21 protein-coding genes and 1 tRNA gene are annotated in these 23,025 nt (G+C 60.2%); 6 read left to right on the forward strand and 16 right to left on the reverse strand.

From position 1 onward, the window contains the following. Positions 1-32 precede the first annotated feature (32 nt). Together L6R21_11405 and L6R21_11410 are read left to right on the forward strand one after the other, a co-directional pair. Positions 33-106: transfer RNA gene (locus L6R21_11405), tRNA-Ala, on the forward strand. A gap of 189 nt (positions 107-295) precedes the next feature. Then, on the forward strand, positions 296-727 hold the full coding sequence (locus tag L6R21_11410) for an SRPBCC family protein (GenBank protein ID MCK6559793.1): 432 nt from the start codon (positions 296-298) through the stop codon (positions 725-727). A 108-nt stretch (positions 728-835) separates the two neighbouring features. Here the strand turns inward: L6R21_11410 and L6R21_11415 are convergent, their stop codons facing one another. From L6R21_11415 to L6R21_11430, 4 genes are all read right to left on the reverse strand, one after another. Further along, complete coding sequence (locus L6R21_11415) at positions 836-1,504, reverse strand: WbqC family protein (GenBank protein MCK6559794.1); 669 nt, start codon at positions 1,502-1,504, stop codon at positions 836-838. Positions 1,505-1,645: 141 nt separating this feature from the next. Beyond that, positions 1,646-2,107 carry a hypothetical protein gene (locus L6R21_11420; GenBank protein ID MCK6559795.1) on the reverse strand — a complete coding sequence of 154 codons (462 nt, stop codon included), beginning with the start codon at positions 2,105-2,107 and terminating at the stop codon, positions 1,646-1,648. Positions 2,108-2,239: 132 nt separating this feature from the next. Further along, positions 2,240-4,567: a fibronectin type III domain-containing protein gene (locus L6R21_11425; protein MCK6559796.1), complete on the reverse strand. Its 2,328-nt coding sequence runs from the start codon at positions 4,565-4,567 to the stop codon at positions 2,240-2,242. A gap of 159 nt (positions 4,568-4,726) precedes the next feature. Then, complete coding sequence (locus L6R21_11430) at positions 4,727-5,548, reverse strand: hypothetical protein (protein ID MCK6559797.1); 822 nt, start codon at positions 5,546-5,548, stop codon at positions 4,727-4,729. A gap of 348 nt (positions 5,549-5,896) precedes the next feature. On the opposite strand from L6R21_11430, the gene L6R21_11435 reads away from it, so the two are divergent. Together L6R21_11435 and L6R21_11440 are read left to right on the forward strand one after the other, a co-directional pair. Beyond that, positions 5,897-7,087 (forward strand): aminomethyltransferase family protein, encoded by a 1,191-nt coding sequence (locus L6R21_11435; GenBank protein ID MCK6559798.1) that lies wholly within the window; start codon positions 5,897-5,899, stop codon positions 7,085-7,087. Between the two features lie 138 nt (positions 7,088-7,225). Further along, entirely contained in the window at positions 7,226-8,002 is a 777-nt protein-coding gene (locus L6R21_11440; GenBank protein ID MCK6559799.1) for a DUF4382 domain-containing protein, read from the forward strand. Positions 8,003-8,127: 125 nt separating this feature from the next. On the opposite strand, the gene lpxB is transcribed toward L6R21_11440, so the two are convergent. The 3 genes from lpxB to L6R21_11455 all read right to left on the reverse strand — a co-directional run bounded on the left by lpxB (position 8,128) and on the right by L6R21_11455 (position 10,564). Beyond that, the gene (gene lpxB / locus L6R21_11445; GenBank protein ID MCK6559800.1) at positions 8,128-9,282 is read right to left on the reverse strand and encodes a lipid-A-disaccharide synthase; all 1,155 of its coding nucleotides are present in this window, start codon (positions 9,280-9,282) and stop codon (positions 8,128-8,130) included. 236 nt (positions 9,283-9,518) lie between these two features. Beyond that, on the reverse strand, positions 9,519-10,091 hold the full coding sequence (locus tag L6R21_11450) for an isoprenylcysteine carboxylmethyltransferase family protein (protein MCK6559801.1): 573 nt from the start codon (positions 10,089-10,091) through the stop codon (positions 9,519-9,521). A 2-nt stretch (positions 10,092-10,093) separates the two neighbouring features. Next, positions 10,094-10,564: a hypothetical protein gene (locus L6R21_11455; GenBank protein MCK6559802.1), complete on the reverse strand. Its 471-nt coding sequence runs from the start codon at positions 10,562-10,564 to the stop codon at positions 10,094-10,096. A gap of 379 nt (positions 10,565-10,943) precedes the next feature. On the opposite strand from L6R21_11455, the gene L6R21_11460 reads away from it, so the two are divergent. Continuing rightward, positions 10,944-13,100, forward strand: coding sequence for a hypothetical protein (locus L6R21_11460; GenBank protein ID MCK6559803.1), 2,157 nt, complete (start codon positions 10,944-10,946; stop codon positions 13,098-13,100). Positions 13,101-13,280: 180 nt separating this feature from the next. Beyond that, on the forward strand, positions 13,281-13,550 hold the full coding sequence (locus L6R21_11465) for a hypothetical protein (protein ID MCK6559804.1): 270 nt from the start codon (positions 13,281-13,283) through the stop codon (positions 13,548-13,550). Here L6R21_11465 and L6R21_11470 read toward each other — a convergent pair. From L6R21_11470 to L6R21_11510, 9 genes are all read right to left on the reverse strand, one after another. Further along, positions 13,538-14,926, reverse strand: a complete 1,389-nt coding sequence (locus L6R21_11470; GenBank protein ID MCK6559805.1) for a TonB family protein — start codon at positions 14,924-14,926, stop codon at positions 13,538-13,540. The genes L6R21_11465 and L6R21_11470 overlap by 13 nt on opposite strands. Positions 14,927-14,971: 45 nt before the next feature. Further along, positions 14,972-15,484: a biopolymer transporter ExbD gene (locus L6R21_11475; GenBank protein MCK6559806.1), complete on the reverse strand. Its 513-nt coding sequence runs from the start codon at positions 15,482-15,484 to the stop codon at positions 14,972-14,974. A gap of 3 nt (positions 15,485-15,487) precedes the next feature. Then, entirely contained in the window at positions 15,488-15,958 is a 471-nt protein-coding gene (locus L6R21_11480) for a biopolymer transporter ExbD (GenBank protein ID MCK6559807.1), read from the reverse strand. Continuing rightward, positions 15,955-16,542: a MotA/TolQ/ExbB proton channel family protein gene (locus tag L6R21_11485; protein ID MCK6559808.1), complete on the reverse strand. Its 588-nt coding sequence runs from the start codon at positions 16,540-16,542 to the stop codon at positions 15,955-15,957. The genes L6R21_11480 and L6R21_11485 overlap by 4 nt, the downstream gene beginning before the upstream one ends. Before the next feature lie 209 nt (positions 16,543-16,751). Then, a complete protein-coding gene (locus L6R21_11490; protein MCK6559809.1) occupies positions 16,752-17,117 on the reverse strand; it encodes a hypothetical protein in 366 nt (121 codons plus the stop codon). A gap of 70 nt (positions 17,118-17,187) precedes the next feature. After that, positions 17,188-20,295: a tetratricopeptide repeat protein gene (locus L6R21_11495; protein MCK6559810.1), complete on the reverse strand. Its 3,108-nt coding sequence runs from the start codon at positions 20,293-20,295 to the stop codon at positions 17,188-17,190. A 39-nt stretch (positions 20,296-20,334) separates the two neighbouring features. Then, on the reverse strand, positions 20,335-21,063 hold the full coding sequence (locus L6R21_11500; GenBank protein ID MCK6559811.1) for a hypothetical protein: 729 nt from the start codon (positions 21,061-21,063) through the stop codon (positions 20,335-20,337). Next, positions 21,051-21,728, reverse strand: a complete 678-nt coding sequence (locus L6R21_11505) for a hypothetical protein (protein MCK6559812.1) — start codon at positions 21,726-21,728, stop codon at positions 21,051-21,053. Before L6R21_11505 ends, L6R21_11500 begins: the two co-directional genes overlap by 13 nt. Continuing rightward, positions 21,725-22,726, reverse strand: a complete 1,002-nt coding sequence (locus tag L6R21_11510; GenBank protein ID MCK6559813.1) for a hypothetical protein — start codon at positions 22,724-22,726, stop codon at positions 21,725-21,727. Before L6R21_11510 ends, L6R21_11505 begins: the two co-directional genes overlap by 4 nt. Positions 22,727-23,025 lie beyond the last annotated feature (299 nt).

Genomic DNA, 23,025 nt, shown 5'->3' on the forward strand with positions numbered 1-23,025 from the left:
CCGGCGGATTCTTTATTGTACTGCCGCTTTTTGGGGCTGTAGCTCAGTTTGGGAGAGCGCTTGAATGGCATTCAAGAGGTCGCCGGTTCGATCCCGGTCAGCTCCACGTCAACTTGCAAAGGCGCTTCGCGGTAGCGCCTTTTTCATTTTCCCGCGGCCAATGATGAAAACCAACTGCCGCGGCGCCGCCACCGCCGACTTTCTGCTTGATTATCGCTCTGATTCTTTTTAATATTGCGCCGTCTGTGCCAGCAACTTGTGACCGGCGCTCATGTGTCGTTGAGGAAAGCAGCCCATGTCGATGCTCAAGGAATCAATCGAAATCAAGCGGCCGCTTGCCGAGGTGTGGCCCTATCTCGACATCGCGCACTGGCCGAAGGTCTCACCGATCTTTCAAGAAGTCGAACCGCTCGATGACACGATGAAAACGGGCGCGCGCTACCTCGTCACTGCCGGCCCGGGTGAGGCCAAGGTCAAGTACAATCTCGAAGTCGTTGCCTGCGATCAAAGCCTCGGCCGCCTGGTTTACAAGCGCACCGGCGGGCCGCTGCCCGGCACCAGCGAATGGTCACTCGCCACCACGCCCTCCGGCACCCGCGTCGTCTACACCAACTACTACCAGCACGACTTGAATTCCACCGTGCTCAGCTCCATCATGCGCGCGATGGAACGCTTTCTGAATGACTTGCGCAACGCGGTGGAAAACTCAGATAAGAAGCCGCAATAAAACGGCAGGTCCACTGCCGTCTTCTGTTTTCACCCGCCACGGCTGTTGCTCCGCCCGGATTCTGCTTGCCCGCCCCCGCCGATCGTCGCATCCCGGCAGCCACCCCGGTCACCTGAAATAATCTCCACCTTCGTTGAACAAAACATCCACCACGCTGAGATTGGCGATGAATTCGCCATAGAGTTGATGATAGCTCATCTCCCGCCGCGGCACATAATGCAACTCGAGGCCGGCATGGGCAAAGGCTGCTTCCGGCAGATTGGGCGCCGCTGCTGCGGTGAGGTAAGCCGTGCCGCCCAGTTGTTTGATTGCCGAAATCAGCCAGGGCTGCTCTGTTGCCGCGAGCGCGAGTTCTGAACTGAGGTAAACCGGTTTCGTGATTTTCAGACAAGCACAGATCGTCTCGTACAGCGCCAGATTGAGATCGAGCAGCCGGGTCCAGTCGCGGCGATAGATCGCCGCGAAACGATCGGCGAATTGCAGGAAATAGGGCGCGAGATTGTAATTCGTCTGCAGGCTGCGCCAGTGGCGCCGCGCCCAGGCCTCGTTGCGATTGATCTCGACCTCGCGAATCGCCTGGCGGCCCCGGGCTTTGGTGAGCACCGGCACGGTCAGCCAGCGCGCCCCCTCCGGCGTCTTGATGCGGCCGCGATTGATCACGCCATGTTTGGAATACTGCAGATGGTCGGCGAACAGCAGCGCCTCCGCGCGTGCCAGCTTGCAAAAAAGATCAGCGCCCGGCAAATAGGCGGGAAGATGTGCGGCAATGATTTTCATTCGGGTGGCTTCGAAGTGATCGCACTGCGGTAATCCAGCCCTCATCGAAACACAAAAGCCATCCGGCAGTTGCCGGATGGCTCGAGGTGTTGCGCCCGGCCTCAGCGCTGGGCGCCAAACAAAAACGACAGACCGGCGAGGTCAGGAGGCTTTGGGCGCCAGACGGCCGCCGAGCACCCGTCCCACCATCGCCACCACCGTCGCGATGATCGTGTTGACGATTAGACCGGAGACGCGCAGTCCCGTTGCCTTCGCCAGCGTCACCGCCTGATCCGGCGGCACGTTCAACGCATCCCAATGGCGAAAGTAGGAAGTTTCAAAACTGCCAACATAGCTGACGAGGGTCAGTACCAGAACCCAAAGCTGCGCGTACACGCCGATGCTGGCGCCGGTGAGCGCGGTGCCCAGCCAGTTGAAGCCGGCGCGCTGCGACAGCGCGCCGAAGTAGAAACTGCTGATGACGGTCGCGCCCACCACGGAAAACATGGCGTTGCCGCGCGGCGCATAGGGCACCCCGGCGAGGCCGAGAATGAAGCGCGAAATCGCGTAAATGCCGATGAGTACGTACGCCAGCCGCACGAAGCGAATGGATTGAGCCAGCATGAATTCCTCCTCTCCTGATTGATGTGAAAAATACCTGGCGCGTGTGCGCCGTTGACTGCGACTTGCGACCCGACCGCCGAACCTTGTTCGGTGGCCGCGGTCATGATCGCCCGGCAAACCGGCCGGTTGGCATTACTGCATCACGGTCAGCTTTTGAATGGCGCGCAGGCCCGCCGAACGCAATTCCACGAAGTAAAGGCCGGCCGCGACCCGCTCGCCGTTCGCCCGGCGGCCGTCCCAGCGGGCTTCGTAGTAGCCGGCAGCCTGGTTTTCATTCACCAGGCGCCGCACCTCATGGCCGAGCAGATCGAAAATGCGCAGCGCCACCGGCTGCGGCGTCGCATGCGGCAGCTCATAACGAATCACGGTAAAACCCTGGCTGGTGAGCAGCGGGTTGGGGTAATTCTGCGCCAGCAGAAAACGCTGGGGAACGTTCACATTCACACTGATTTCCGGCGAATACTCAAACGCGCCGTTGAAATCGACCTGGCGCAGGCGGTAGGTGTACTCCCCGGGCTGCAAATCGCGATCAACAAAATTGTAGTACCGTGTTTGCGTGGTGGTGCCGTGGCCGGGCACGAAGCCGATGGTCTGCCACGCCCGTGCGGCCTGCCGGCGTTCCACTTGAAAGCCGAGGTTGTTGGTCTCGCTGGCAGTGCTCCACTGCAGCTCGGTTTGATTGCGCTCGACCTGCGCGTGAAAGGCGACCAATTCGACCGGCACGGCATCGATGGTGGCAATATTCGAGTAGGGCGAGACATTGCCGAAGGCATCGCGCGAGCGCAGCACGAAAAAGTAACGCGCTCCCGTGGTGAGGTTTTCGATGATCACTGATTCGGTGGTGCCAGGCACGCCAGACGCAGGCAAATTACCGGTTCTGCTGGCCGTGTTTTCAAACCAGGCATTGACGTCAGCACCCACCGCTGTGGTCGAGTAACCCAGCTCATAGCTGGCCACGGTTGAGCCGACATCTGCCGGCGCGGTCCACGACAGGGCCACGCTCGTGGCGGTGGAGTTGGAGACACGCAAATCCGCCACCGCCGCCGGCGCGATGCCGTCGTAGGTTTGCAGATTCAGAATCTGGCTCACCGGCGCTTCGGCATTGGCATTGAGCGCCACGGCCTGCGCGCGCGTCAAATTCGGGCCGAGAATGTAGGAGATGAAGCCGAGTTGAAAGGTCGCCACAATGGGATTGTTGTTGATGCCCTGGATGATGAAGCCGGTGTCGCCATAGGAACGGCCGTCGCCGGTGTCGCTGGTGCCGTCGCCGGTGCCGCTCATCGCATCCCAGAAGTAATATTTTTGCGTGGTGTTCGGGATGTTGTCGATCCCGAAGATGCCGACGAAGCTGCCGTGCTGATTGGAGCTGGCGCTGAACCAATTGCGCTTGGGCAGGATGTCGATGACGCCCTCGGCCTCGCTGATGCCGCCGGAGGCGCCGGTAATGGTGCGTGGCGTGGTGGTATTCTTGTTGTACCAGGTTTGATTGGCCATGTTCGAGTTGAAGTCAAAGGTCGCGCGCAGCAGCCGCGCGCCCAGGGCCGAAGGCAGAGGAATCTGTCCGGACAGTTGCTGGGAAAAGGGATAGAAAAAGAGCGCGATGGCAACGGTGTCGACGTTGACGTTGAGCACGGAAACCGAAACGTTGATCCGCTCTTGCACTTCGCGAATGACGCGAATCTTGCCCGCAACGGTTCGCAGGCTGTTGTCCAGCGCGATCAGGTTGTCCTGCTCATTCGCCGTCACCGTCTGATTGCCGATAATCGGAACCGAGACGACGGCGCGAATGCGCAATTTCAAGCGGTCGAAAAAGTCGATGCCGGAACCGCCGAATGAGGCCGGCACCGCGAGAAAATCCGGCACACCGTTGTTGGCATGTCCTTGAATGTAACTCACGCCGCGCACCGTATCGGCGGCCACCCGGCCTGCCGGACTGGGGGAATACCGCATGTAGGAAGCCACCGCGGGGTCGGGCGCCAGCGTGCTGGAACGATGCAAGTACACATACGCCTCGCGGGAAGTTTGCGGATCGAGCAGCCGGATTTCATAGCGCGGGAAGCTGCGCGCCGAGGGGTCGCTAATCCAATTCCAGAAGGCGGCCTGCTCGCCGGCGTCACGCGCCATGAAAAGAAGCTGGTCATTGTCGTCCAGGCGGCCGTCTTTCGGCGCAAAGTAGCTGTTGGGCAGGGAATCGCCCTGCACCACTTCCAGCCCGCGCTCATCAATTTGAAAGGGAATCTGTTGCCACACGCCGCCGCGATAAGCATACATGAAAAGTTGATTGACCGGCGCAATGTCACCGGAGAAATCCGGAAAACTGAAGGCTGCCATTTGCACGGGCTCATACTGCCGATCTTGCGTCAAGGTCTGTGCCGGCGCAGGCGGCGCGAGCAGCGCGGCCATCAGCAGGGCGCAACCGGTGAGGCCCCAATGAACGCGATCGTAACGAAGTTGCCGCATGTACGCCTCCGTGAGGAAGAGGTGAATCACTGGTTTGTTGGCGTCGCTTCGCTGTCCTCAAAACTCTTGCTGAAAGAGCCCTGGTCCGCGGGGTTCTTGGTTGCAGAAAACATGCGCGCGTGTCCGGCATGCGTTGCGGGAGCGGCGGCTGCGCGTTCGTCACGCCAGCCAGCAGAAGCGGCACTCGCTGCCGGCCGCCGCCGGGCGGAATTCGAACGTGAAGCGATCGGCGGTGCGCGGCGTCCACACGCAGGACCAGTTCGGGCACTGGCCGGCGGTGCAAATGCGCCTGCCGCGATGCGTGACCACCACGCCGAAACAGAGCAGATCGCCGCGGCGGTCGTGAATGTCATCCGTGAGTTGTTCCAAGCCCTTGCCGAATTGCCAGCGCAGCACCGGAAACTGCAACTCGCGGCCGCGCTCGGCGAACAAGCCGGCGACCAACACGCCCGCGAGTGCCTGCAGCACCTCCGGCGTCACTTCACGGTCAACGTATTTCGCCGACGCAAGCACACCGGCGCGCAATTCGCCGCCCTCCGGCAGCACGAGGTCCGGATGAAAACGCAACTGCTCGAGTACGCACAAGTCTTCATCGTACAGCAACTGGCCGTAGAACTCCTGCGCCAGCACCGCGACCGGCTGCGGCGGCTGGAATTCCTGCAGCGGCATTTCAATCACCTCGACGCGGCGGCTGATCGCGGCCGGCAGTCGCTCGAGCCGCTGCCGCGCGAGTTTGGCCAGCAGCGGATTCTGCTCGACGGCATACACGTGCCGCGCGCCCAAACGCGCCATCTCCACGGCAAACACCGCGAGGCCGCAGCCGCCTTCCACGCAAACTTGACCCTGGATCCGTTTCTGGTGCCGGCGCAACAGGGCGCGATAGACGCTGGTGCGGCGGGTATCCTCATAAATCGAAATGAAGGCGAGCAGATCGTCAACGGCACGGAAGCGCCGCGGCGAAAGATGGTTGAGAATGTCCATGCCGAAAATCCATGGTAGCTGCCCGGCGTCAGCGCGCGTGCGGGAGTTGCCTGGTTTGATGAAAAAGGCGCGCAGCCTTGCGCGCGGTGGTCATGCGATGCGTGTCCGTTCGCGATCCTTCGTGGTGAGACGTCCGGCGGCAGCTTCACAAGCCAAAATTGGCGAAATAATACACTCAAGGAATTTGAAACGCAAGGCATTTGTGGCGCCCCGCCTGCGACTGCGTCCGTGTCGTTTCCGCTCTTGCCTTCGCTGCGATTTCTGTTTACCTTGGCCTGCCTTTGGGCCGGCTTGTCCGGTTTCCGATTTCTCATGAAGGTGAAATCACCCACAGCGCGGAATTCCCTTATGCCGATCCCCTCTCCCTTCTACTCGCGCATGGCGCCGCTCTGTCAGAGCCTGGACTGGCGCAATTGGGCGGGCTATGCCGCGGTGAGCGTCTACGAATTTTCACACGAACGTGAGTACTATGCCATTCGCAACGCCGCCGCTTTGATCGATGTTTCGCCGCTGTTCAAATATGAAATCCGCGGACCGGAAGCACGGCGGCTGGTGGATCGTGTCATCACGCGCGAGGCGCAAGCCTGCCGCGCTGGCCAGGTGCTGTACACGCCCTGGTGCGATGAACAGGGCAAGATGATCGACGACGGCACCGTGGCGTGTCTCGCCGAGGATCATTTTCGCATCACCTCCGCGGATCCCAATCTGCGCTGGTTCCAGGACTGCGGTTACGGCCTGCAGGCCCAAGTCGAAGACGTCAGCGCAGCGCTGGCGGCACTCTCACTGCAAGGGCCCAAGTCGCGCGAGATTCTGCAGCAAACCGTCACCGGCGTGGACTTCACCGCGCTGAAGTATTTTCGCCTGGCACACGGCCGGCTCGCCGGCAGGCCGCTCACCGTCACTCGCACCGGCTACACCGGCGATCTCGGCTATGAGCTGTGGTTTGATCCCATCCATGCAGAAACGATGTGGGACGCGCTGATGGACAAAGGGAAAGATTATGGCCTGCTGCCGGCCGGCATGGTCGCGATGGACATCGCGCGGGTGGAGGCGGCCCTGCTGCTCGGCGACGTGGATTACATCTCCAGCCACAAGGCGCTCACGGAAGCACGCAAATCTTCACCGCTGGAAGTGGGGTTGGAATGGGCGGTGAAATTCGACAAGGGCGACTTCATCGGCCGCCCGGCTTTGTGGGCTGAAAAAACGCGCGGCCCGAAATGGCGCTTCGCCGGACTCGAGGTCGATTGGCAGGAATTGGAAGCCCTCTATGCCGCGGCTGACCTGCCGCCCCAAGTGGCCGGCCGCGCCTCGCGCCTGGCCGTGCCGATCTATCGTGACGGCCGCCAAATCGGCCAGGCGACCAGCAGCACGTTTTCGCCGATTCTGAAGAAGTTCATCGCCCTCGGCACGGTCGAGAGCCAATATGCCGCGCTCGGCACCAGGGTCGAAATGGAAATCACGGTGGAGTTCGCGCGCGAGCAAGCCGGCGCCACAGTCGTGAAGACGCCGTTCTTTGATCCGCCTCGCAAGCGGCTGTGAGACGGCCGCTATGTCCAGCCTTGACACGACGAATATCTTTTATTTTCTTCACATTAGGAGGCCACGGCCCGGGAATTGTATCCCTACTGACCGCAGATCGAATTCAAATCAGCATTCATTTTTCGAAAGAGGTGAAACATGCGGAAGTACGGGTTGCTCCTGGCGGGCTGTTGGTGCGGGTTGATGATCGGATGCGGCGAAGAGAGCACGGCGCCGGAGCCGCAGCAGGCCACGCTGCGCCTTTGGCTGACCGACAAGCCGGCCGCGTTCGACGCCGTCAATATCACCTTCACGGAAGTCAGTGCTCACCGCAACAATCAATGGGTGGTGCTGAGCGGCCAGACGCAAACCGTCAATCTGCTGGACTGGAACAACGGCAAGACCCTCTTGCTCGGCCAGGCCGAGGTCGAAGCCGGCGCATACACACAAATCCGTTTGCAGATTGCGGCAGCGGAAGTGGTCTGGCAGGGGCAGAGCTTCAGTCTCGATGTGCCGAGCGGCGCGCAAAGCGGCTTGAAGCTGCTCGCCAACTTCGAAGTCGCCGCGGGGTCGACTTACGATCTCGTCCTTGATTTCGACGCGCAGCGTTCGATCGTGATCACCGGACCGCGCCAACAACCCAACGGCTTCAAGCTCAAACCCGTCATTCGTGCGGCGGCGCTGGCACTCACCGGCTCGATTTCCGGAACCGTCGTGAACCGCGAGGCCTTGCCGATGGCCTATGCCATTGCCGGCGGCGATACGGTGACCGCGAGCGTGATCGAGTCCGGCACCGGTTTCTTCCGGCTGGCATTTCTGCCGCCCGGCGGCTACACCGTCAGCATTGCGGATACGCTGGGCCGCAGCTTCCTCCAGGAGCAAGTGCCGGTCACGGCCGGCAAAGACTTCGGCCTGGGCACTGTAACCTTGCAGTAATTCTGCCCGCCCCCAAAAATCGAAAGCCGGCAGCATGGTTTATGCAGCCGGCTTTTCTGCTTCATCCGCTAGCCGCGAGACGAGGTGCGTCGCGGCTGGCTCACCAGTTTCACCCTCTCGCTTTGTTACTCCTCTGTCGCAGGGCTCACGCCGGCCAGGCGCAAAGCAATGGCGGCCGTGCGCTGACTGGCGCCGGGCGTGCCCAACCGCTCGCGCACCTGCAACAAGGCTTGGCAAATCGCTTCCCGCTCCGGCGTGGGCTGCAAATAGGGTGACAGCGCCTCCGCCACGTGTTGCGGTTGAAACGCCTCCTGCACGAATTCCGGCGCGATTTTGCGATTCGCCACGACATTCACCAAACCGATATGCGGCAGCTTGACAAGACGCTTGCCAATGGCATAAGACAGCCGCGAAACGCGATAGACGATCGCGAGCGGCGTGCCGAAGCAGGCGGTCTCCAGCGTGGCCGTGCCCGAACACACCAGGCAGGCAGTGCTGTCGCGCATCAACTCGTAAGTGGCATCACTGAGCAAGCGCACTTCGCCATTGGGGATCATTTCTTGATAGAGGCGCACCGGCAAAGTCGGCGCCTGTCCCACGGCGATTTGCAGACCGGGGTGGCGTTGACGCAATTGCTGGGCGGTGGTGATCATATCCGGCAGCAGACGCATGATCTCATGATGCCGGCTGCCGGGTAAAAGTCCGAGCAACGGTTTGCCTTCAACGAATCCGTGCGCCGCAAAGAATTCCCGGCGGGAGAGGCGGGGCGACAAACCTTCCAGCAGCGGATGTCCGACGAAATGCGTGCGCACGCCGGCATCGGCAAACAACGGTTCTTCGAAGGGAAACACCACCGCCAGCTCATCCACCAATTTCGCCATTTTGGGGATGCGGTTCTTGCCCCACGCCCACACTTGCGGCGCGATGTAGTAGAGAATCTTGCAGCCGTGCCGCTGCAGCCGCCGCGCCAGCCGCAGATTGAAGCCGGGATAGTCGATCAAAATGACAACCGCGGGCCGGCGGCGTTCGACTTCGGCCAGCAGCGTCGCCATGACTTTGCGCAGGAACGGCAGATGGCGAATGACTTCCGAGAAGCCGACCACCGCCATATCGCGAATGTGAAAAAGCAATTCCATGCCGGCGCCGGCCATGCCATCACCGCCGATGCCAAAGATGCGGCAGGTGGGCGCCGCAGCCTTGAGCGCCTGCACCAGACGGGCGCCGTGCAAATCGCCGCTGGCTTCGCCGGCCACAATGAGAATGTCGGGAGAGGTGGGCATGGGTCAAGATTTTGTTTTGTGCTTCGCCGCGGCGGAGCGCTTTGTCTGTGCCAGAGAATTCGGCTTGACGGTATGCGCCAGCGGGGCTATTTGCCTGTGCAATAGAATTCGACCTAACGTTGTAATGCCAAAAGCGTATCCCCAGACTCATGCGCTGCTACCCGGCAAGAAATTTCCGCGCCGGTTGCGTTTCCAACGCCTGGCCGAGCCGGCTGCCTGCGCGGTTTCACACGGCTCTAAAATCTCCAGATCAGAAAGATCGCCAAGCTGACCGCGGTAAAACTCATAAGCGTGTTGCGCTCGATCTTGAGTGCGCGGCGGAGTGGCATCACGTCGACCGGTTGCTTATTGAAGGGCGTCAAGCGTGGCAGAAAGCGCGGCACGTTGTTGAAATAGTCGGTGTAGACCTGGCCAAAGCGCTGCTGCAAGTGTTCCTCTTCCAATGCGATGATCATGCGGTATTGCCAGGCAAAGGCCGCCACGAACACCAGCAGCATCCACGGCATCCAGGCATTGGCCATCAAGCACAGACCCAGGCTCAGAATGAAATTGCCGAGATAAAGCGGATTGCGGACGTAGGCAAACGGTCCGTGCGTGATCAACACCGCGCCCGCGCCCACCTGCCCGGTGGTGCGGGTGGCGCCGCCGGCGTGCCGCACGCCCCACAGCCGCAGGCTTTCCCCGGCCAGGGCAACCAGAAAACCGGTGATCAAGCTGACGGGCGTGGGCTTTGCCAGCAGCAGAATTGCGATCAGCAACGGAATCGGGGTGTAACTCCGATACTTGAACAACGACGCGCGCAGATCCATGTTCATCTCGATTCAGGTGGAACGGCATTCGCCCGCAAGCTTTGCCAACTGAGCTTGAGGCCGGCAACATACAAGACTCCGATTACCAGCGCAACGCCGGAAAAGATCACGTAGCGCAGCGGAAACGCCGGCGGCGAGAAAACCTTGAACGCCAACTCGGAAAAGACGCTGAGGCCGCGCAGGCTGTAAATGGCGGCAATGATGACCAGCACGGGCAGCAAGCCGGGCAGCCGCCGCAGCCAGCCGGCGCCGGAGAAGGCATACAATCCCGCGACGGCAAACAGCAGCGCGATGCCGAGCGTCAGCACCGCAGGCAGTAGCGAGCCGGCGGCAGCGCGGCGCGCCAGCTCTTCACCGGCGCCGAAAAAACGATAGCCGGGCGCGCCGGCAATGACAATGGCAACATGCAGCAATGCCACCAACACACTCATGATGCCGGCCAGCGTGAGCATATTCTTGCCGGTGAAGACCATGATTTCTCCCTTCTCACAAGATCTGCTTCGCAAAATTCAAATCCTCCGGCGGGCAACGGGCGCAGATGGCACGCGCCGGCGCCGGCCGGGGATTCATCTTCAGTTTGCGACGGCGCAATATAACAAGCGGCCGCCGCGAAAGCCAAGTGTTTTTGCGAGGGAAACCTGCCAGCGCCGCCCGCGATTGCCGTGCCTTGCCGGTATCCTCTGCTGCTGGAAGCAGGCGGCCGGCACCAAGTTCGAGCTGGAGACACTTCGGCTGAGGCGGCGCGGCCGCGAGGCTCTTGTCTCCGCGATTGGCCGCCAGCGCCAGGCTCCTCTCCCGTGAGAAGCCTGGCCGCGCTCATGGATTCTTCCGTTACTTTGCAAGGATGGCTGCATGTTCATGGATCTGAAACTCGTGAAACCGGCGGCGCTGTGGCTGCTTTGGCTGCCGCTGCTCGCCGTCGCACAAACAACCAGTGATAGTGCGGACTTCCCCCGCACCTCTCTGCGTGTAATGGCCGGCCGGCCTTCACCGATGGAGAGCCAGGCCCAGGCGGTGTTGCTCAGCAATGCCGACGACACGTTTCTCCCGGCCGCACAGAGATGGCGCACCCGGGGCGTGCAAGTGTTCTTCAGTCTCGGTGTCAATCGCGGACCATATCAAGACTATGTGCTGGGCATGTGGGACGGCACGCCTCATCCGGGGGAATACCAGCTAGCTGCGCCGGAGAGCCACAGCAGCAGCAACACCGTGTTGTTTCCCACGCCCTCCTTCATCAGCTATCTCAACGCCAAAATCACGCACGCGCTAGATTGCGGCGCCGAAGCGATCATTCTCGAAGATCCTGCCTTTCTTTCAGGCGCGGATTCGAGCGCAGCGTTCAAGCGTGCCTGGCAGGAAGCCACCGGCAGCGACTGGCAGCCTCCGGCGCAGTCGGCCAAGCTGCGCTATGCCGTGGGCAAGCAGCAACAACATCTCTATTGGGAGGCGTTGGTCAGACTTTTTGCTCACGCCAAACAACGCGCGCAAGAGAGCAATCGCGAAGTTGCCTGCTATCTCGCCACGCCCAGCCTGCTGGCCAACAGCCGGCGCGGAGCCATCGGTCCGGCCACGCGCGGTCTGCACATTCCTGACTGCGACGGCCTGTTGGGAATGGTGGGACCTGAAGCGCTGACCGCGCCCAGCCGCTACGCCGGTGTCGTGGCCGCGCGACCGTTCGAGAATGCCCTGCTGGAATACGGTCTGTTTGCCAATCAAGTGCGCGGCCATAACAAACAACTGTGGTTGCAAATCAATCCGTTTGAGGCGAAGGAACCGATTTCGGCAGCGGAGGCCGAAAGCCGGCTGCGCGCGCAGGTCACGGCGGCCTTGTTTTACCCGGAGCATTGGCGTTTCGAGCTGCCCAACTGCGCGGAAGCCTGCGACCGTGTGCCCGCAGATGGTGCCAATCGTTTTCAGCAAATGCTGCTGACCATCGCGCACGTACTCAGCGACATGCGGCAACCGGCAACGCCGCCGGAGGCCGCCGAGCGCGGGGTCGGCATTCTGTTGAGCGAGGCCATGCTGCTGCAGCGCGCCGCGCCCGCGTCGAGTGATTCGCTGCTGTCGTTCTTCGACGGCCTGGCCCTGCCGCTGCTGAAGCACGGCGTTTTCGTTGCGCCGCTGGTCATGGAGAACCTGCATCTGCCCCAGTATCTGAACGGCTACAAAGTGATTTTCCTGAGTTATTCTTTCATGAAGCCGCAGGATCATGAATGGCATGAGCGCCTGACCAATTGGGTGCGCGCCGGCGGAACACTGGTTTTCATTGATGACGGCAGCGACCCGTACAATCGCGCCGCGGAGTGGTGGCGCCGCGGTATGTTTGACTACGTCCTGCCGGCGGAGCATTTGTTCGAGACGCTCAAGCTCGGTTACTGGCCCAAGCCCGGGCGCAATCCCGTAGGCATGGGTTCGTTCATCTATTTGACCGAAGATCCGGCAAGCTATGCGCACCGCACAGCGGCGGCCGATCACTTGCTGGAATTGGCGGGCGCCGCGCTGCCGGCCGGCCGGAAGATCACACCACAAAACTATCTGCGCTTGCGCCGCGGGCCATATCTCATCGCCGCCACTTTTGCCGAAACCGCGGACACCAGCGCCCAAATGCTCGCCGGTGATTTCATCGATTTGTTTGACCCGCAGCTTCCGCACCGCAGCCGGATCAGTGTTGCGCCCGGTGAGCAAGCGCTGTTGCTCGATCTCGCCAAAATCGACAGCTCGGCCGCCCGGGTTTTGGCAGCCTCCGCCGGCGTCACGCAGGATCGGAAGCAGGAAGGCGAGTATTCCTTCGTCGTGAAGGGGCCGGTGGGCTTGCCTGCGCGCGTGCTCGTGTTTGCGCCGGCGCGCCAGGTGCAGGCGATGGCAAGCCACGCCGGCACACCGGTGAAATTTGAAATCCAGCATGATGGCATGCTGCATTGGCTGGCATTCGAGAATCAGGCGCAGGGTGTGATGGTGCGGTTGAATTGGAAGGCGGAGGAACCGGGCGGGAAGGCGGAGGCAAATTAGTGGTCGGTTACTTTGAAGAGGGCGTCCTGCAAAAAAATTGCTTGCCCCATCCTTTGGCTGACTCGCAACACGTTCGAGACCAAGTTGATTGCGAGCGCGGCCAAAGCCGGCGCCGGCGCTCAGGGTCAGAATGAAATTCTGGAAATTTTGATGGCAAAACCACTGGGGCAAGACGATTGAATGGTTTTGCCTGAAATTTTTCTCAGTGCCGCCCGCAGCGTTTCAGTTTCCACTGGTTTGAAAACTGGCGCAGGATGCCTGCAACAAAAAATCCCACAGAAGAGGCTGTTGTTCTTCTGTGGGATTTCCGTTTGGACGAAAGCTGTACCGAACGCGGCGCGCGGCGTCGCGGCTTTCAAGCGGGATGACGGCCGCTCAGAATCGGCCGCTCGAGTGCAGGCATTGGCAAAGGAACCGTCGCACAACCGCGATCGCGCTCAAACTTTATAGAACACGATGGGGCAAACCACGGTCATCGCGCCGCTGGCAATGGTCTCATATTTCCAGCGCTTGATGGCATCGATGATCTCATTCTGGAATTCCGAGATGGCGATTTCCGAGCTGAGCACGACGGCTTTCGCGACCGTGCCATCGGCGTTGATGGTGATCTCGACCTGCACCTTGCCGCCCATGTCGGGATTGAGCTTGAGATACTTGTTGTAGATGTATTGCAGCCGCCCCATGTTCTTCATCAGCACGGCGCGCAGCGATTCTTCGCTGCGTGCGCCCATGGCTTCCTGCGAACCGCCGGTCTTGCTCATGGTTTCGACGCGCACCCGCGCCGCCTTCTCCAGATTCACTTTCTTCTGTGAACCGACGTCGCCGGCAAGGATCTCATCGATCTTGGCGCCGCCACCGCCCTCGCCCTCTCCGATCAAGCTGGCGGCGAGAATATCGTTCGGGTCTGCGGCCTGGCCTTCGCCTGCTTTGCCGCGGCCGCCGGCGGTCAACTTGGTATTGGTGACCACGCTGGTCAAACTGGTGGCCAGGTCATCATCCAGCAATTGCCGCAAGACGCCACTCTCCTGATCGCTGCTGCCGCTGCCGGTCAGCAGTGCCAGCGCCGCCATGTTTTCGAGATTCACGCCCTGGCCGGGATTGTCGGTCTTCTCGCCATAGCCCACGTTGCGTTTGCCCTCACGCTCTTTGGTGGAGCCGTCTTCCGCGCCTTCTTTGTTTTCTTTCTTGGCATCGTCCGCTGCCGCATCAACAGTGGTGGCTTGCGCAAGCTGTGGCGGCGGTGGCGGCTCTTCAATTTTGGGGATGAACTTGCTGATGCGGCGCACGATCTGCTCGACGGCAACTTCCTGCCGGGGCGGCGCAAACGGAATGGTGCTGAGCCAGTAGGACATGCCGGAGGTGAGCGTGAGCAGGGTCAGCAAAACCGAGCGAAACAGACCGTCTTCCCGCAGGCTCTTGAAAAACGCCCGGGTCGGGGAGAAGCCAGCAAAGACGAGCGTTTCGACCGGTGTGTTGTCGAAAGCAAAATCAATGCGCACCTCGTCAAGATAGACGTAGCCGGCTTTGCCCGGGGTCAGCGCAATGTAAGGGTAGCCGTCGCGTTTGGGCAGCAGGCCATGCGACAGCAAATCCGTGAAGTCCAGCCGCTTGCTTTCCTGCACCACCTCGCCGCGGCAGCCTTCCAGCAGCCGCAGCTCGTAGCCGCTGCCGTTGGGAACGAACATCTGCATCTTCTTGGGGAAACGCTCACCATAGAGCACGATGTCGTTGTCCGGGCCGCGGCCGATGCTCAAAGCTTCCTTCTGGCGCAAATGGCGTTCGCGCACTTCACCGTTGCGTTCGATGCGCAGCTTTAAGTGTTGCATTCCTGCCATTCTAGATCGAGTGTTTGGTGAATTCGCATCCCTGGCTCACGAAGGATTGCCGTAAACCAGCAGTTCCATGTTGTTGTAGCCGGTGGCACCGCAGGTGGCCATCACGCGCTTGATGATTGCAAACGGCGTGTCGCGATCGCTCATGATCACCACCTTGCCGTGAAAACCGAAGCGCTCTTCTTTCGCGCCCAAACCTTCCGCCACCGAGCGCGAGAATCGCAGGGACTGCTGCAGCGCCGGAATCTGCAGCCCGGCGCCCAAGTCAATCTCGTCGATCTTGACCAGGGGCTTGTCGTCCAGCATGACCCATTCCTTCGTCACGGCCACGATCGGCGCCACTTTCGGCTTGATCGTGCTGGTCGATTTGGCCAGGGTCAATTCCGGACTGACCGTGACGAACTGGCCTTCCGCCGAAAAGCTCTTCAGCAGAAACACCAGCAAGATCGTGAACATGTCCATCATCGAAGTGAGCCGCAGCGACAGATCCACCCCCTGGCTGCGGCGATTCACTTTCTTGAAACCATCGGCGGAATGTCCTAATTTCAACATACCTCAACCTGAGATTGAAACGTTGGGGAATCCGGCTTCGCGGCAGCGGTCCATGATGTCGATCACCACCTGGTAGCGGATGTTGTCCTCCGGTGCAATCACCACGTCGACCGCGTCCGGGAACTTCTGCTTGACCTGCGCCAGATAGGATTTCAACAGGTTGTAATCATAACCATCCGTCTGGCGCGGAATGAGGCCGAAGGTGAAGGTCGGGCTTTTCAGCTCGATGCCGTTTTCGCGGATCGCCAGCAGATTCAGCACCGCCGGCTTGCGTTCCTGCGCTTGCTGTTGCTGCTGCGCCTGGCGGCTGCTGGATTGCATCTCCGGCAGGGAAATGTCCAGCACCGCCAGCTCCACGAAGGTGGCGGTCACCAGCAGGAAGGGCACCAGGATGAGAAACAGGTTCATCACCGGCATGAGATTGAGATCGCCGGCGGACTTGCGCTGGCTTCCCAAGGCTGCTTTGAGATTCATTTCGTGGTCCTGGAGCGGCTCAAACGTTGAAAGATGCGCGCGGCATTTTCGTTGATCTCGTCGGTGATGGAGGAAATGCGCTCATTCAACATCGAGTAGAAAATCAGCGTGGGAATGGCGACGATCAGGCCGAAGGCGGTGGTGTTCATGGCCACCGCGATGCCGGAGGCCAGCAACGCGGCTTTCTGCGAAGCATCGGCGTTGGTGACCGCGGCGAAGGAATCGATCAGGCCGAAGATCGTGCCCAGCAGCCCGAGCAGAGTCGCGATGTTGGCGAGCAGCGAGAGATACGAGGTACGCTTCTCGATCTTGGGGATTTCCGACATCGCCGCCACTTCCATGGCGTGCTGCACGTCACCGGGATTCTTCATGAATTCTTCCAGGCCGGCGCGCGTGATGCGCGGCAGGGCGGCTTGCGACATGCTGCACAACTCCATCGCGTTGGCGATGTTGCCGCGTTGAATCAGCTCCAGAATCTTGTTGACGAAGGCGGTGGAATCGATGCGATTCTTGAAATTCAACACAATGAAGCGCTCGATGATGATCGCCATCGCCAGAATCAACGTGAGCAGGATGGCCCACATCCAGCTTCCGCCTGATACGAAGAAATTGACCATTGCACCCATACAGGTTCAAACCTCCTTGACTTGAAACCGAATTGAAACGAAAGAAAAATGTCAGAAAACTGCGTCCCCACCGCGCCGCCGCCGGGCACAGCGCTCACAGCCGGACGGCGGCAGTGCCGGCCGGGTGAATGCCCATCCTGTTCCCTGCAGAATTGAATCGCGATCAATCACCAGAGTGTTTGATCCTTGAGATAGCGGCGGGTATTCTGAGGATGGTAGTCCTTCTCGACCGGCCGGAAGATGTCGCGAAAGAAGGAACGATCGATTTCGATGCCGTCCACTTTCGGATCGCGGCCGGGGATGATGAACAACGCCTGCGGCTTGGCAATCGTGCCCAGCACCTCGATGTTCTTCATGAAGATTCTTGCGCTGGCGGCGTCTTCATCGACCGCGGGCGTGTAGCTCGTGTCCTGCATGGCGGCCGATATGGTGGTGTCGGGCACGGCCGTTTGCTGCGCCCAAGCTCCCGCCGCCGGCCCGAGCAGCACTGCCAGCAGCGCGGCGCCACCCAGCCTGGTAAACGTTCTCATCATGCCACTCTTTGATTCCACGTAAAACCGGTTCCTGGCCTCCGGCATTCTGCGCCGCAGACCGGAACGCGCATCACTTCTGATTGCCTTTCGCGGCCGCGGTGGCAGCCGACTGCATCTCGGCGGGTTTGGCCGTGCCCGTTACTGGCGGCATCGATTGCGCACCGCCCTCGCCGACGGGAGAAGCGTTGAGATGGCCGTTGGTGGCCGGCATGGCCTGTTCTTCCGCGGGCAGCTCTCGGCCCAGCTCGACGGCGAGCGTCTGCAAACGCGCGCGGCTCTGGTCGACCCATTCATTCGCGATCTCGTTCTCGCGCGCCTGGCGCAGATTGGCTTCGTAAGTCTCAAAGGCCTTCTCTTTGAATGGGCGAATCCGTTCTTCCAGCTTCTGTTCGTATTGCACCTTCAAATCACCTTCGAGCGCGGGCCGCGGCGATTCCCAAAATGCGCGCGCAAACTCCTCGAACGCCGCGCCGATGCGATGCACCGCGGCGGTGGCCCATTCTCCCACTTGATATTTTGCCGCCGTCGTGTAGGCCGTCTGCACGTCTTTGAACAGCGTTTGTTTGCGCTGCAGGCTCTTGTCGAGCGGCGGTTCGAGATTCACCAGGCGATAAGATTCAAATTGAATCTCACCCAGCATGAATTGCGCCTGGGCGGGGAAATAAGGCTCGACCGGCCGGCCGCTGCGCTGGGCTTGCAGGAACACTTCCGCGACGCGGCCGAAGTAGTTGGCGGCCACACGGTGGTCCTGGCGCTTGAAGCAAATGTCACCGGCGCGGCAAAGCGCTTCCATCATCTGCTCGGTCTCCGTGGGATTGCTCGCCAGGAAGCGATCATACGTCTTCAGGGCGTTCTCCTGCAATCCGGCGCTTTCATAGCAGCGCGCCGCCGCGAAGATGGCCTTGCCGGCATAGGGCGAATTGGGCCGGGCCGTAACCAGGGCCAGGTAGTTTTGCGCGGCGCGCGTCCATTTGCTGTCTTCCTCGCACAGCAGCGCGGCGCGGTACAGCGCTTCGTCAACGCGCGGCGAGGCTGGGAAGCGGAAATGGAATTTCTCATAGATCTCGACGGCTTTGACCTTGTTGCCGGCCTTGTCATATGCCGTCGCGGATTCCGCCAGCGCCAGCTCCGCAATGGTGGAATCCTGGCTGCTGGCGGCGACGTTTTCGAAAGCGATGGCCGCGATGTTGTGCTCGCCCTTGGCTTTGAAGCCGTCCGCCAGCTTGAATTTCGCCGAGCTGATCACGCGCCGGGCGCGGTCGATCTGCAGGACGGAATCGGGAAACTGCTCCACCACCTTGCGCGCCCATTTTTCGGCGAGCAGATAGTTTTGCATTTCCATCGAGCATTGCGCGTGCAGCAGATGCGCCTGCACCACAAAGCGGGAATTCGGAATGGTGGTGATGATCTTCTCATAGACTTGCTGCGCGGCCCCGTAATTCTTCAGGTTGAACAGGGTCTCGGCATACTTCATCAACACGTCGGGATAGCGCGGACTCGCGCTCATCAGCACGGCGAAATCATTGCACGCCGCCAGCAGTTTCGGATACACCGTGTTGGGCACGCTGAGCGTGTCCGGCCGGCCGCTGCCCAAAAAATTGGCGAGCGTGAAGGCGGTGGTGTCGGGATGATTGACCGTGGCCAACTCGTCGAAGTGGCTGATGATGCGGTTGTAGGCGGCGTCGTCTTTGAATTCCGACTTGGGATAATTCATCATCACGCGCTTGTAAGCCTCGGCGGCATTGGCAAAATCGCGCGTCTCATAAAAGCATTCGGCGAGATAGTAGCTGATCTTGGGCGCGTTCGGCGTCTCCGGGAATTTGGCGACATATTCCTGATAGCGCTGAATCGCGAGCTGATAGGCGGCGATGTCCTTGTTGGCCTGCGCGCGCGCCTGTGCTTCGGTGCCCAGGATGTAGAGATGCTGTTCCGCCAGCGCCAGCGCTTTCTCGCGCTTTTCGCCCTCGGGGTGTTTCTCCAGCCAGGCGCTGCCCGGGCCGTAATTGTTCACCAGCGTGAGGCGCGCCGCCTCCGCCTTTTCGGGCTGATCGCTGCTCAAGTAGCTTTCCACCACTTCGTTTTGCAGCAGCGGCGCCTGGTCGTTGAACGGCCACATTTCCAGCGTGATTTCCACGGTGCGGATGGCTTCGTCATAGAAGTTGCGGGCGCGATAGGTTTCCGCCAGCTTCAGGAAGATCTCGATGCCGTAATCCTTGCCGCTGTACTTGACCAGAAACTCGCGCGCCTTCTCGGGACCGCCGTATTCGGCAAAGCTCTGCGCGATGTATTCGATCGCCTCCTGCCGCAAATCCGCCGGTGTCTTTCCCAAACCTTCGGGGTTTTTGACCTCTTTGATGTTGTTGATGTCGTCGATCAGGTAAATGAAAGTGCTGATAGCCTTGGAATAGTCGTTGATGTTGTAGTAGGACCAGGCGAGCTTGTAGAGCGCCATGCTGAAGAAAGGATTCTGCCACTGATTGAGCAGCTTGGAGTAGTACTGCGTGGCGGTGGCATAGTCCTTTTTCTCGAAGCAGGCCTCGCCGATGCGGAAGTTGGCCTCCAACACATAGGCGCTGTTGGGATACTCCTGAATCAGGCGCTGGAAGAAATCGCGCGCCTTGTCATTGTTGCCCTCTTCAAGATGGCAGAGCGCCAGGCGGTAAATGATCCTGTCATTGAAGGGGGCGGTGGGATACTGGTTGAGCACCTTGTAGCCCATGGCGATGGCCTTGCCGTAGCTGACGCGCGGCAGTACCGGCTCGTTCTTGATTTCACCGGCGTCGAAGCGTTTGAGCTCACGCTCGTAGACGGCCATTTGCTTTTGATAGTCCCAGGCCGCGCGTTTCACGTACAATTCCAGCAATTGAAACATGACGCTCGGCGAGAAATCGTTGTCCGGATATTTGCGGAGCAGTTCTTCGGCGTTGGTGATGGCGGCGTTCAGATCACCGACGTAGATGCTGTCGCTTTTGAAGTAGGTGTTCCTCTTTTCCGGCAGGCTGGCGGGCGTGTTTGCCGCCGGGGCCTTGTTTTCCGGGGCGGCAGCCGCTTTCGGGGCCGGCGTCGCAGCCTGGTTTTGTGCTTGCGCGCCCCGCCCGCACAGCAGGGCGGCGGCGAGCGCAAACACGAACAACGGGGAAGTCGCGGCAGCCCCGGCTCGCTTGATGACGTGTTTCATTTTCGGCGTGACCTCATTTTGCAAGGCAAACAACCTGCATCACCTCGGCATTCCCTTCAAAAACAACGCCCGCGCCTTGCCATATTCGGCATAAGCTCGCCAATGGCGCCGCGACTCCATTCGCGTAATATCCGAGCGAACTTGCTCGACTTTTTGCGACACTTCCTCGAAAATCCTGCGCTCCGCCAGCATGCTGTCCACCAGGTCATCTCGCGACTTGGCGAGATGGTCATAATGATCCTGAATGTACTTGGGCACCTGGCCGGCGCCGTCCAGCCGGATGGAATCGATCAGCTTCGACTCCAGCACCAGCAACTGCACCTTGAGCTGCTCCAGCGCCTTCTGCTGTTCGCGCAGACCCAGTTCAACCAGCGCGACCCGGTCGGCCACGTTGTTGCCCTCCGGGTACTTGCGGATGATGTAATCGTATTCCTGCACCGCGAAGTCGTAAAACTCGAGTTTCAAGTAGGACTGGCCCAGCAGGAAATGCGCCTCTTCGCCATATTCCGAGTCATCGAATTTCTTGATCAACTCATTCAGCGTGATCACCGCGCTCTGAAAGTCGTTCATCTTGATCGAAGACCAACTGCGTACCAGCAAAGCCCGCGGGTAATCCTTGTGGTTGACCGGAATGTTCCGCAGATGCGAGATCGCTTCGCGATAGTATCCCAGCTCATAGTAGATGAATCCGAGCGTCAGGTGCGCATTGACCTTGACGTCGCGCTGCTGCTCCGGACGGATGATCGGCAGGCCGACTAGCTTACGCAAGGCCGCCAGGGCGTTGTTGATGCTTTTTTTTTTAGGTGAGAAAGCCCGATCGTGTACAGGCTGAAATCGTAGAACTCGCTGCGCGAACCGACTTTGCTGAGAACGGCGATGGTGTTGTCATAGTCGTGCTCGTGAAAGTAGGCCATGCCGGCAAAATAGTGCACGCCGTCGATCACCTCGGTGTGCGGGTAATTCGCGAGGATGGCCTCGTACACCTTGACGCTCTCGGGGAAATTCTCCGCCTGATACTGAATGCGCTGCAGTCCGTGCAGCCCCTGCGCCACGTATTCGCTCTTGGGAAACTTGGTCACCAGAAAGCGGAACATTTTGTGCGAAGACTTGAACATGTCCATCGAATACAGGCATTCGCCCAAATTGGCCAGTACGCCGTCGGCCTGGCTGAACGCGGGATAGTAGTCCAGCAGGATGATGAACTCGCGCGCCGCTTTCCAGTAAGCGCGATCATAGTAGAATTTCAATGCCTCGCGGTAGATGCGCGAGGCCACTTTTTCCATATTGCGGTCGACGGTACGGTTGCCGGCGGCCAGTTTCTCCTGTGCCGCCGCCGGCCCAGCCAGCAGGCCGGCGCCGCCGATTACCACCATTGCGACCAGCACCGACAATCGTCTCAATCCAGTCTGCCAAATCAGATGCGCGGAATTCATGGCTTCTCTTTTTTCTCAGAATCGTTGCTTTCCTGCAATGATTTTTCCATATCCTCCAAGTCTTCCCTGGCACTCTCACGTTTCAAACGGACCCGCTCCAGCTCGGGGTCGGCGCGGCGGCGGCTGCGCTTGCTGGAGAGCGCCGGGGAAGCGCCGCCTTCCCGGTTGAAAGCCATCTGATAGTTGATGCCCAGGATCACCTTCCAGTCCGCATAGTCCTTTTGGAAGACGGGATCGCTGCGCAGGGCCGCCGGCTTGTCCAGCCCCACATCCACCGCCAGATCCATGATCAAGTTCCACGGCCCCAGCACCTTCATGCCCTGCGACACGCGCGTGGAATTCTCGGCATAGCTTAACAGCTTGTGGTGGGCGAAAATCTCGCCGGTATATTCGGTGTAGAAAGTGATCGAACGAATCGGAAACTTGAGGCCCACGCCCAGCAGATACTGATCTTCATCATCGACGAAGAAGTCGCGATCGAGCGTGTGATCATAGTAACCGAAATTCAGGTATGCCTTCAGCGGCACCAGCGGAAAGCTCTCGGTCATGTCGATGGTGAGCAGGCCTTGCAAGCCCGCGCCGACATTACCGGAGGAATAGGGCTCGAATTGCACGTTGTGATTTTTGGCCGTGGGCAGGCTGACGAAGCCGCGCAAGCCGGTGGAGAGGCCGGCGGCGGCGAAGGGCAGCGCCAGCTTCAGCCCCAGTTGCGTGTCGCCCGGCGGGCCCCAGGCGTGGCGCTGGTCGTCTTGATACGGCACCACGTGCAGGCTGAATTCCAGGCTGTTGGTCAAGCCGAGTGTGATGCCCAGCGACAGCGTGTGATCCTTGCCGAGATTGCTGCGCTCTTTGGGCGGCTCGAGGAACGTTTGAAAGTACGAATTGAGAAAGATCTGTTTGCCGCCCAGCGGCTCGGCGGTGAAGACGCGCATCAAGCCGCGGCCGCCGTAAATGGTGGTTTGCGCCGGCGCGGAAGTCGCACCCACGAGTGCGAACACAAGGAGGAAGCCAAGAGACGTCGAACGAGTCACGAGAAGAACCATGATGCATTTCGGGTGAACAAGCCGCGACGGCAACCCGCCGGCCAGGGCGCGCTGTCGTCGATGGTGATTTGGTGGAGCTGTCCTGCGTGTGCGCCCGGCCCGGCGCCGATACCGGCGCAGGTTTCCAGGGTCGCGCGCCGGACAGCTTTCTCATGAAGCGTTATATAGCGACAAAGGCAAATGATTGCTTAAACCTTTTATCAAATTCAGACAGCCAAGCGCGAAAGACAAATTCGTAAGTCTGCCACGGTGAG

The organism is bacterium, from assembly GCA_023150945.1.
Lineage (GTDB): Bacteria > Zhuqueibacterota > Zhuqueibacteria > Zhuqueibacterales > Zhuqueibacteraceae > Coneutiohabitans.

What these genes read in the sequence shown, in the direction of transcription:
- L6R21_11410 (MCK6559793.1), top strand. Translation starts at nt 296, where the DNA reads ATGTCGATGCTCAAGGAATCAATCGAAATCAAGCGGCCGCTTGCCGAG.
- L6R21_11415 (MCK6559794.1), bottom strand. Translation starts at nt 1,504, where the DNA reads ATGAAAATCATTGCCGCACATCTTCCCGCCTATTTGCCGGGCGCTGAT.
- L6R21_11420 (MCK6559795.1), bottom strand. Translation starts at nt 2,107, where the DNA reads ATGCTGGCTCAATCCATTCGCTTCGTGCGGCTGGCGTACGTACTCATC.
- L6R21_11425 (MCK6559796.1), bottom strand. Translation starts at nt 4,567, where the DNA reads ATGCGGCAACTTCGTTACGATCGCGTTCATTGGGGCCTCACCGGTTGC.
- L6R21_11430 (MCK6559797.1), bottom strand. Translation starts at nt 5,548, where the DNA reads ATGGACATTCTCAACCATCTTTCGCCGCGGCGCTTCCGTGCCGTTGAC.
- L6R21_11435 (MCK6559798.1), top strand. Translation starts at nt 5,897, where the DNA reads ATGCCGATCCCCTCTCCCTTCTACTCGCGCATGGCGCCGCTCTGTCAG.
- L6R21_11440 (MCK6559799.1), top strand. Translation starts at nt 7,226, where the DNA reads ATGCGGAAGTACGGGTTGCTCCTGGCGGGCTGTTGGTGCGGGTTGATG.
- lpxB (MCK6559800.1), bottom strand. Translation starts at nt 9,282, where the DNA reads ATGCCCACCTCTCCCGACATTCTCATTGTGGCCGGCGAAGCCAGCGGC.
- L6R21_11450 (MCK6559801.1), bottom strand. Translation starts at nt 10,091, where the DNA reads ATGGATCTGCGCGCGTCGTTGTTCAAGTATCGGAGTTACACCCCGATT.
- L6R21_11455 (MCK6559802.1), bottom strand. Translation starts at nt 10,564, where the DNA reads ATGGTCTTCACCGGCAAGAATATGCTCACGCTGGCCGGCATCATGAGT.
- L6R21_11460 (MCK6559803.1), top strand. Translation starts at nt 10,944, where the DNA reads ATGTTCATGGATCTGAAACTCGTGAAACCGGCGGCGCTGTGGCTGCTT.
- L6R21_11465 (MCK6559804.1), top strand. Translation starts at nt 13,281, where the DNA reads ATGGTTTTGCCTGAAATTTTTCTCAGTGCCGCCCGCAGCGTTTCAGTT.
- L6R21_11470 (MCK6559805.1), bottom strand. Translation starts at nt 14,926, where the DNA reads ATGCAACACTTAAAGCTGCGCATCGAACGCAACGGTGAAGTGCGCGAA.
- L6R21_11475 (MCK6559806.1), bottom strand. Translation starts at nt 15,484, where the DNA reads ATGTTGAAATTAGGACATTCCGCCGATGGTTTCAAGAAAGTGAATCGC.
- L6R21_11480 (MCK6559807.1), bottom strand. Translation starts at nt 15,958, where the DNA reads ATGAATCTCAAAGCAGCCTTGGGAAGCCAGCGCAAGTCCGCCGGCGAT.
- L6R21_11485 (MCK6559808.1), bottom strand. Translation starts at nt 16,542, where the DNA reads ATGTGGGCCATCCTGCTCACGTTGATTCTGGCGATGGCGATCATCATC.
- L6R21_11490 (MCK6559809.1), bottom strand. Translation starts at nt 17,117, where the DNA reads ATGATGAGAACGTTTACCAGGCTGGGTGGCGCCGCGCTGCTGGCAGTG.
- L6R21_11495 (MCK6559810.1), bottom strand. Translation starts at nt 20,295, where the DNA reads ATGAAACACGTCATCAAGCGAGCCGGGGCTGCCGCGACTTCCCCGTTG.
- L6R21_11505 (MCK6559812.1), bottom strand. Translation starts at nt 21,728, where the DNA reads ATGAATTCCGCGCATCTGATTTGGCAGACTGGATTGAGACGATTGTCG.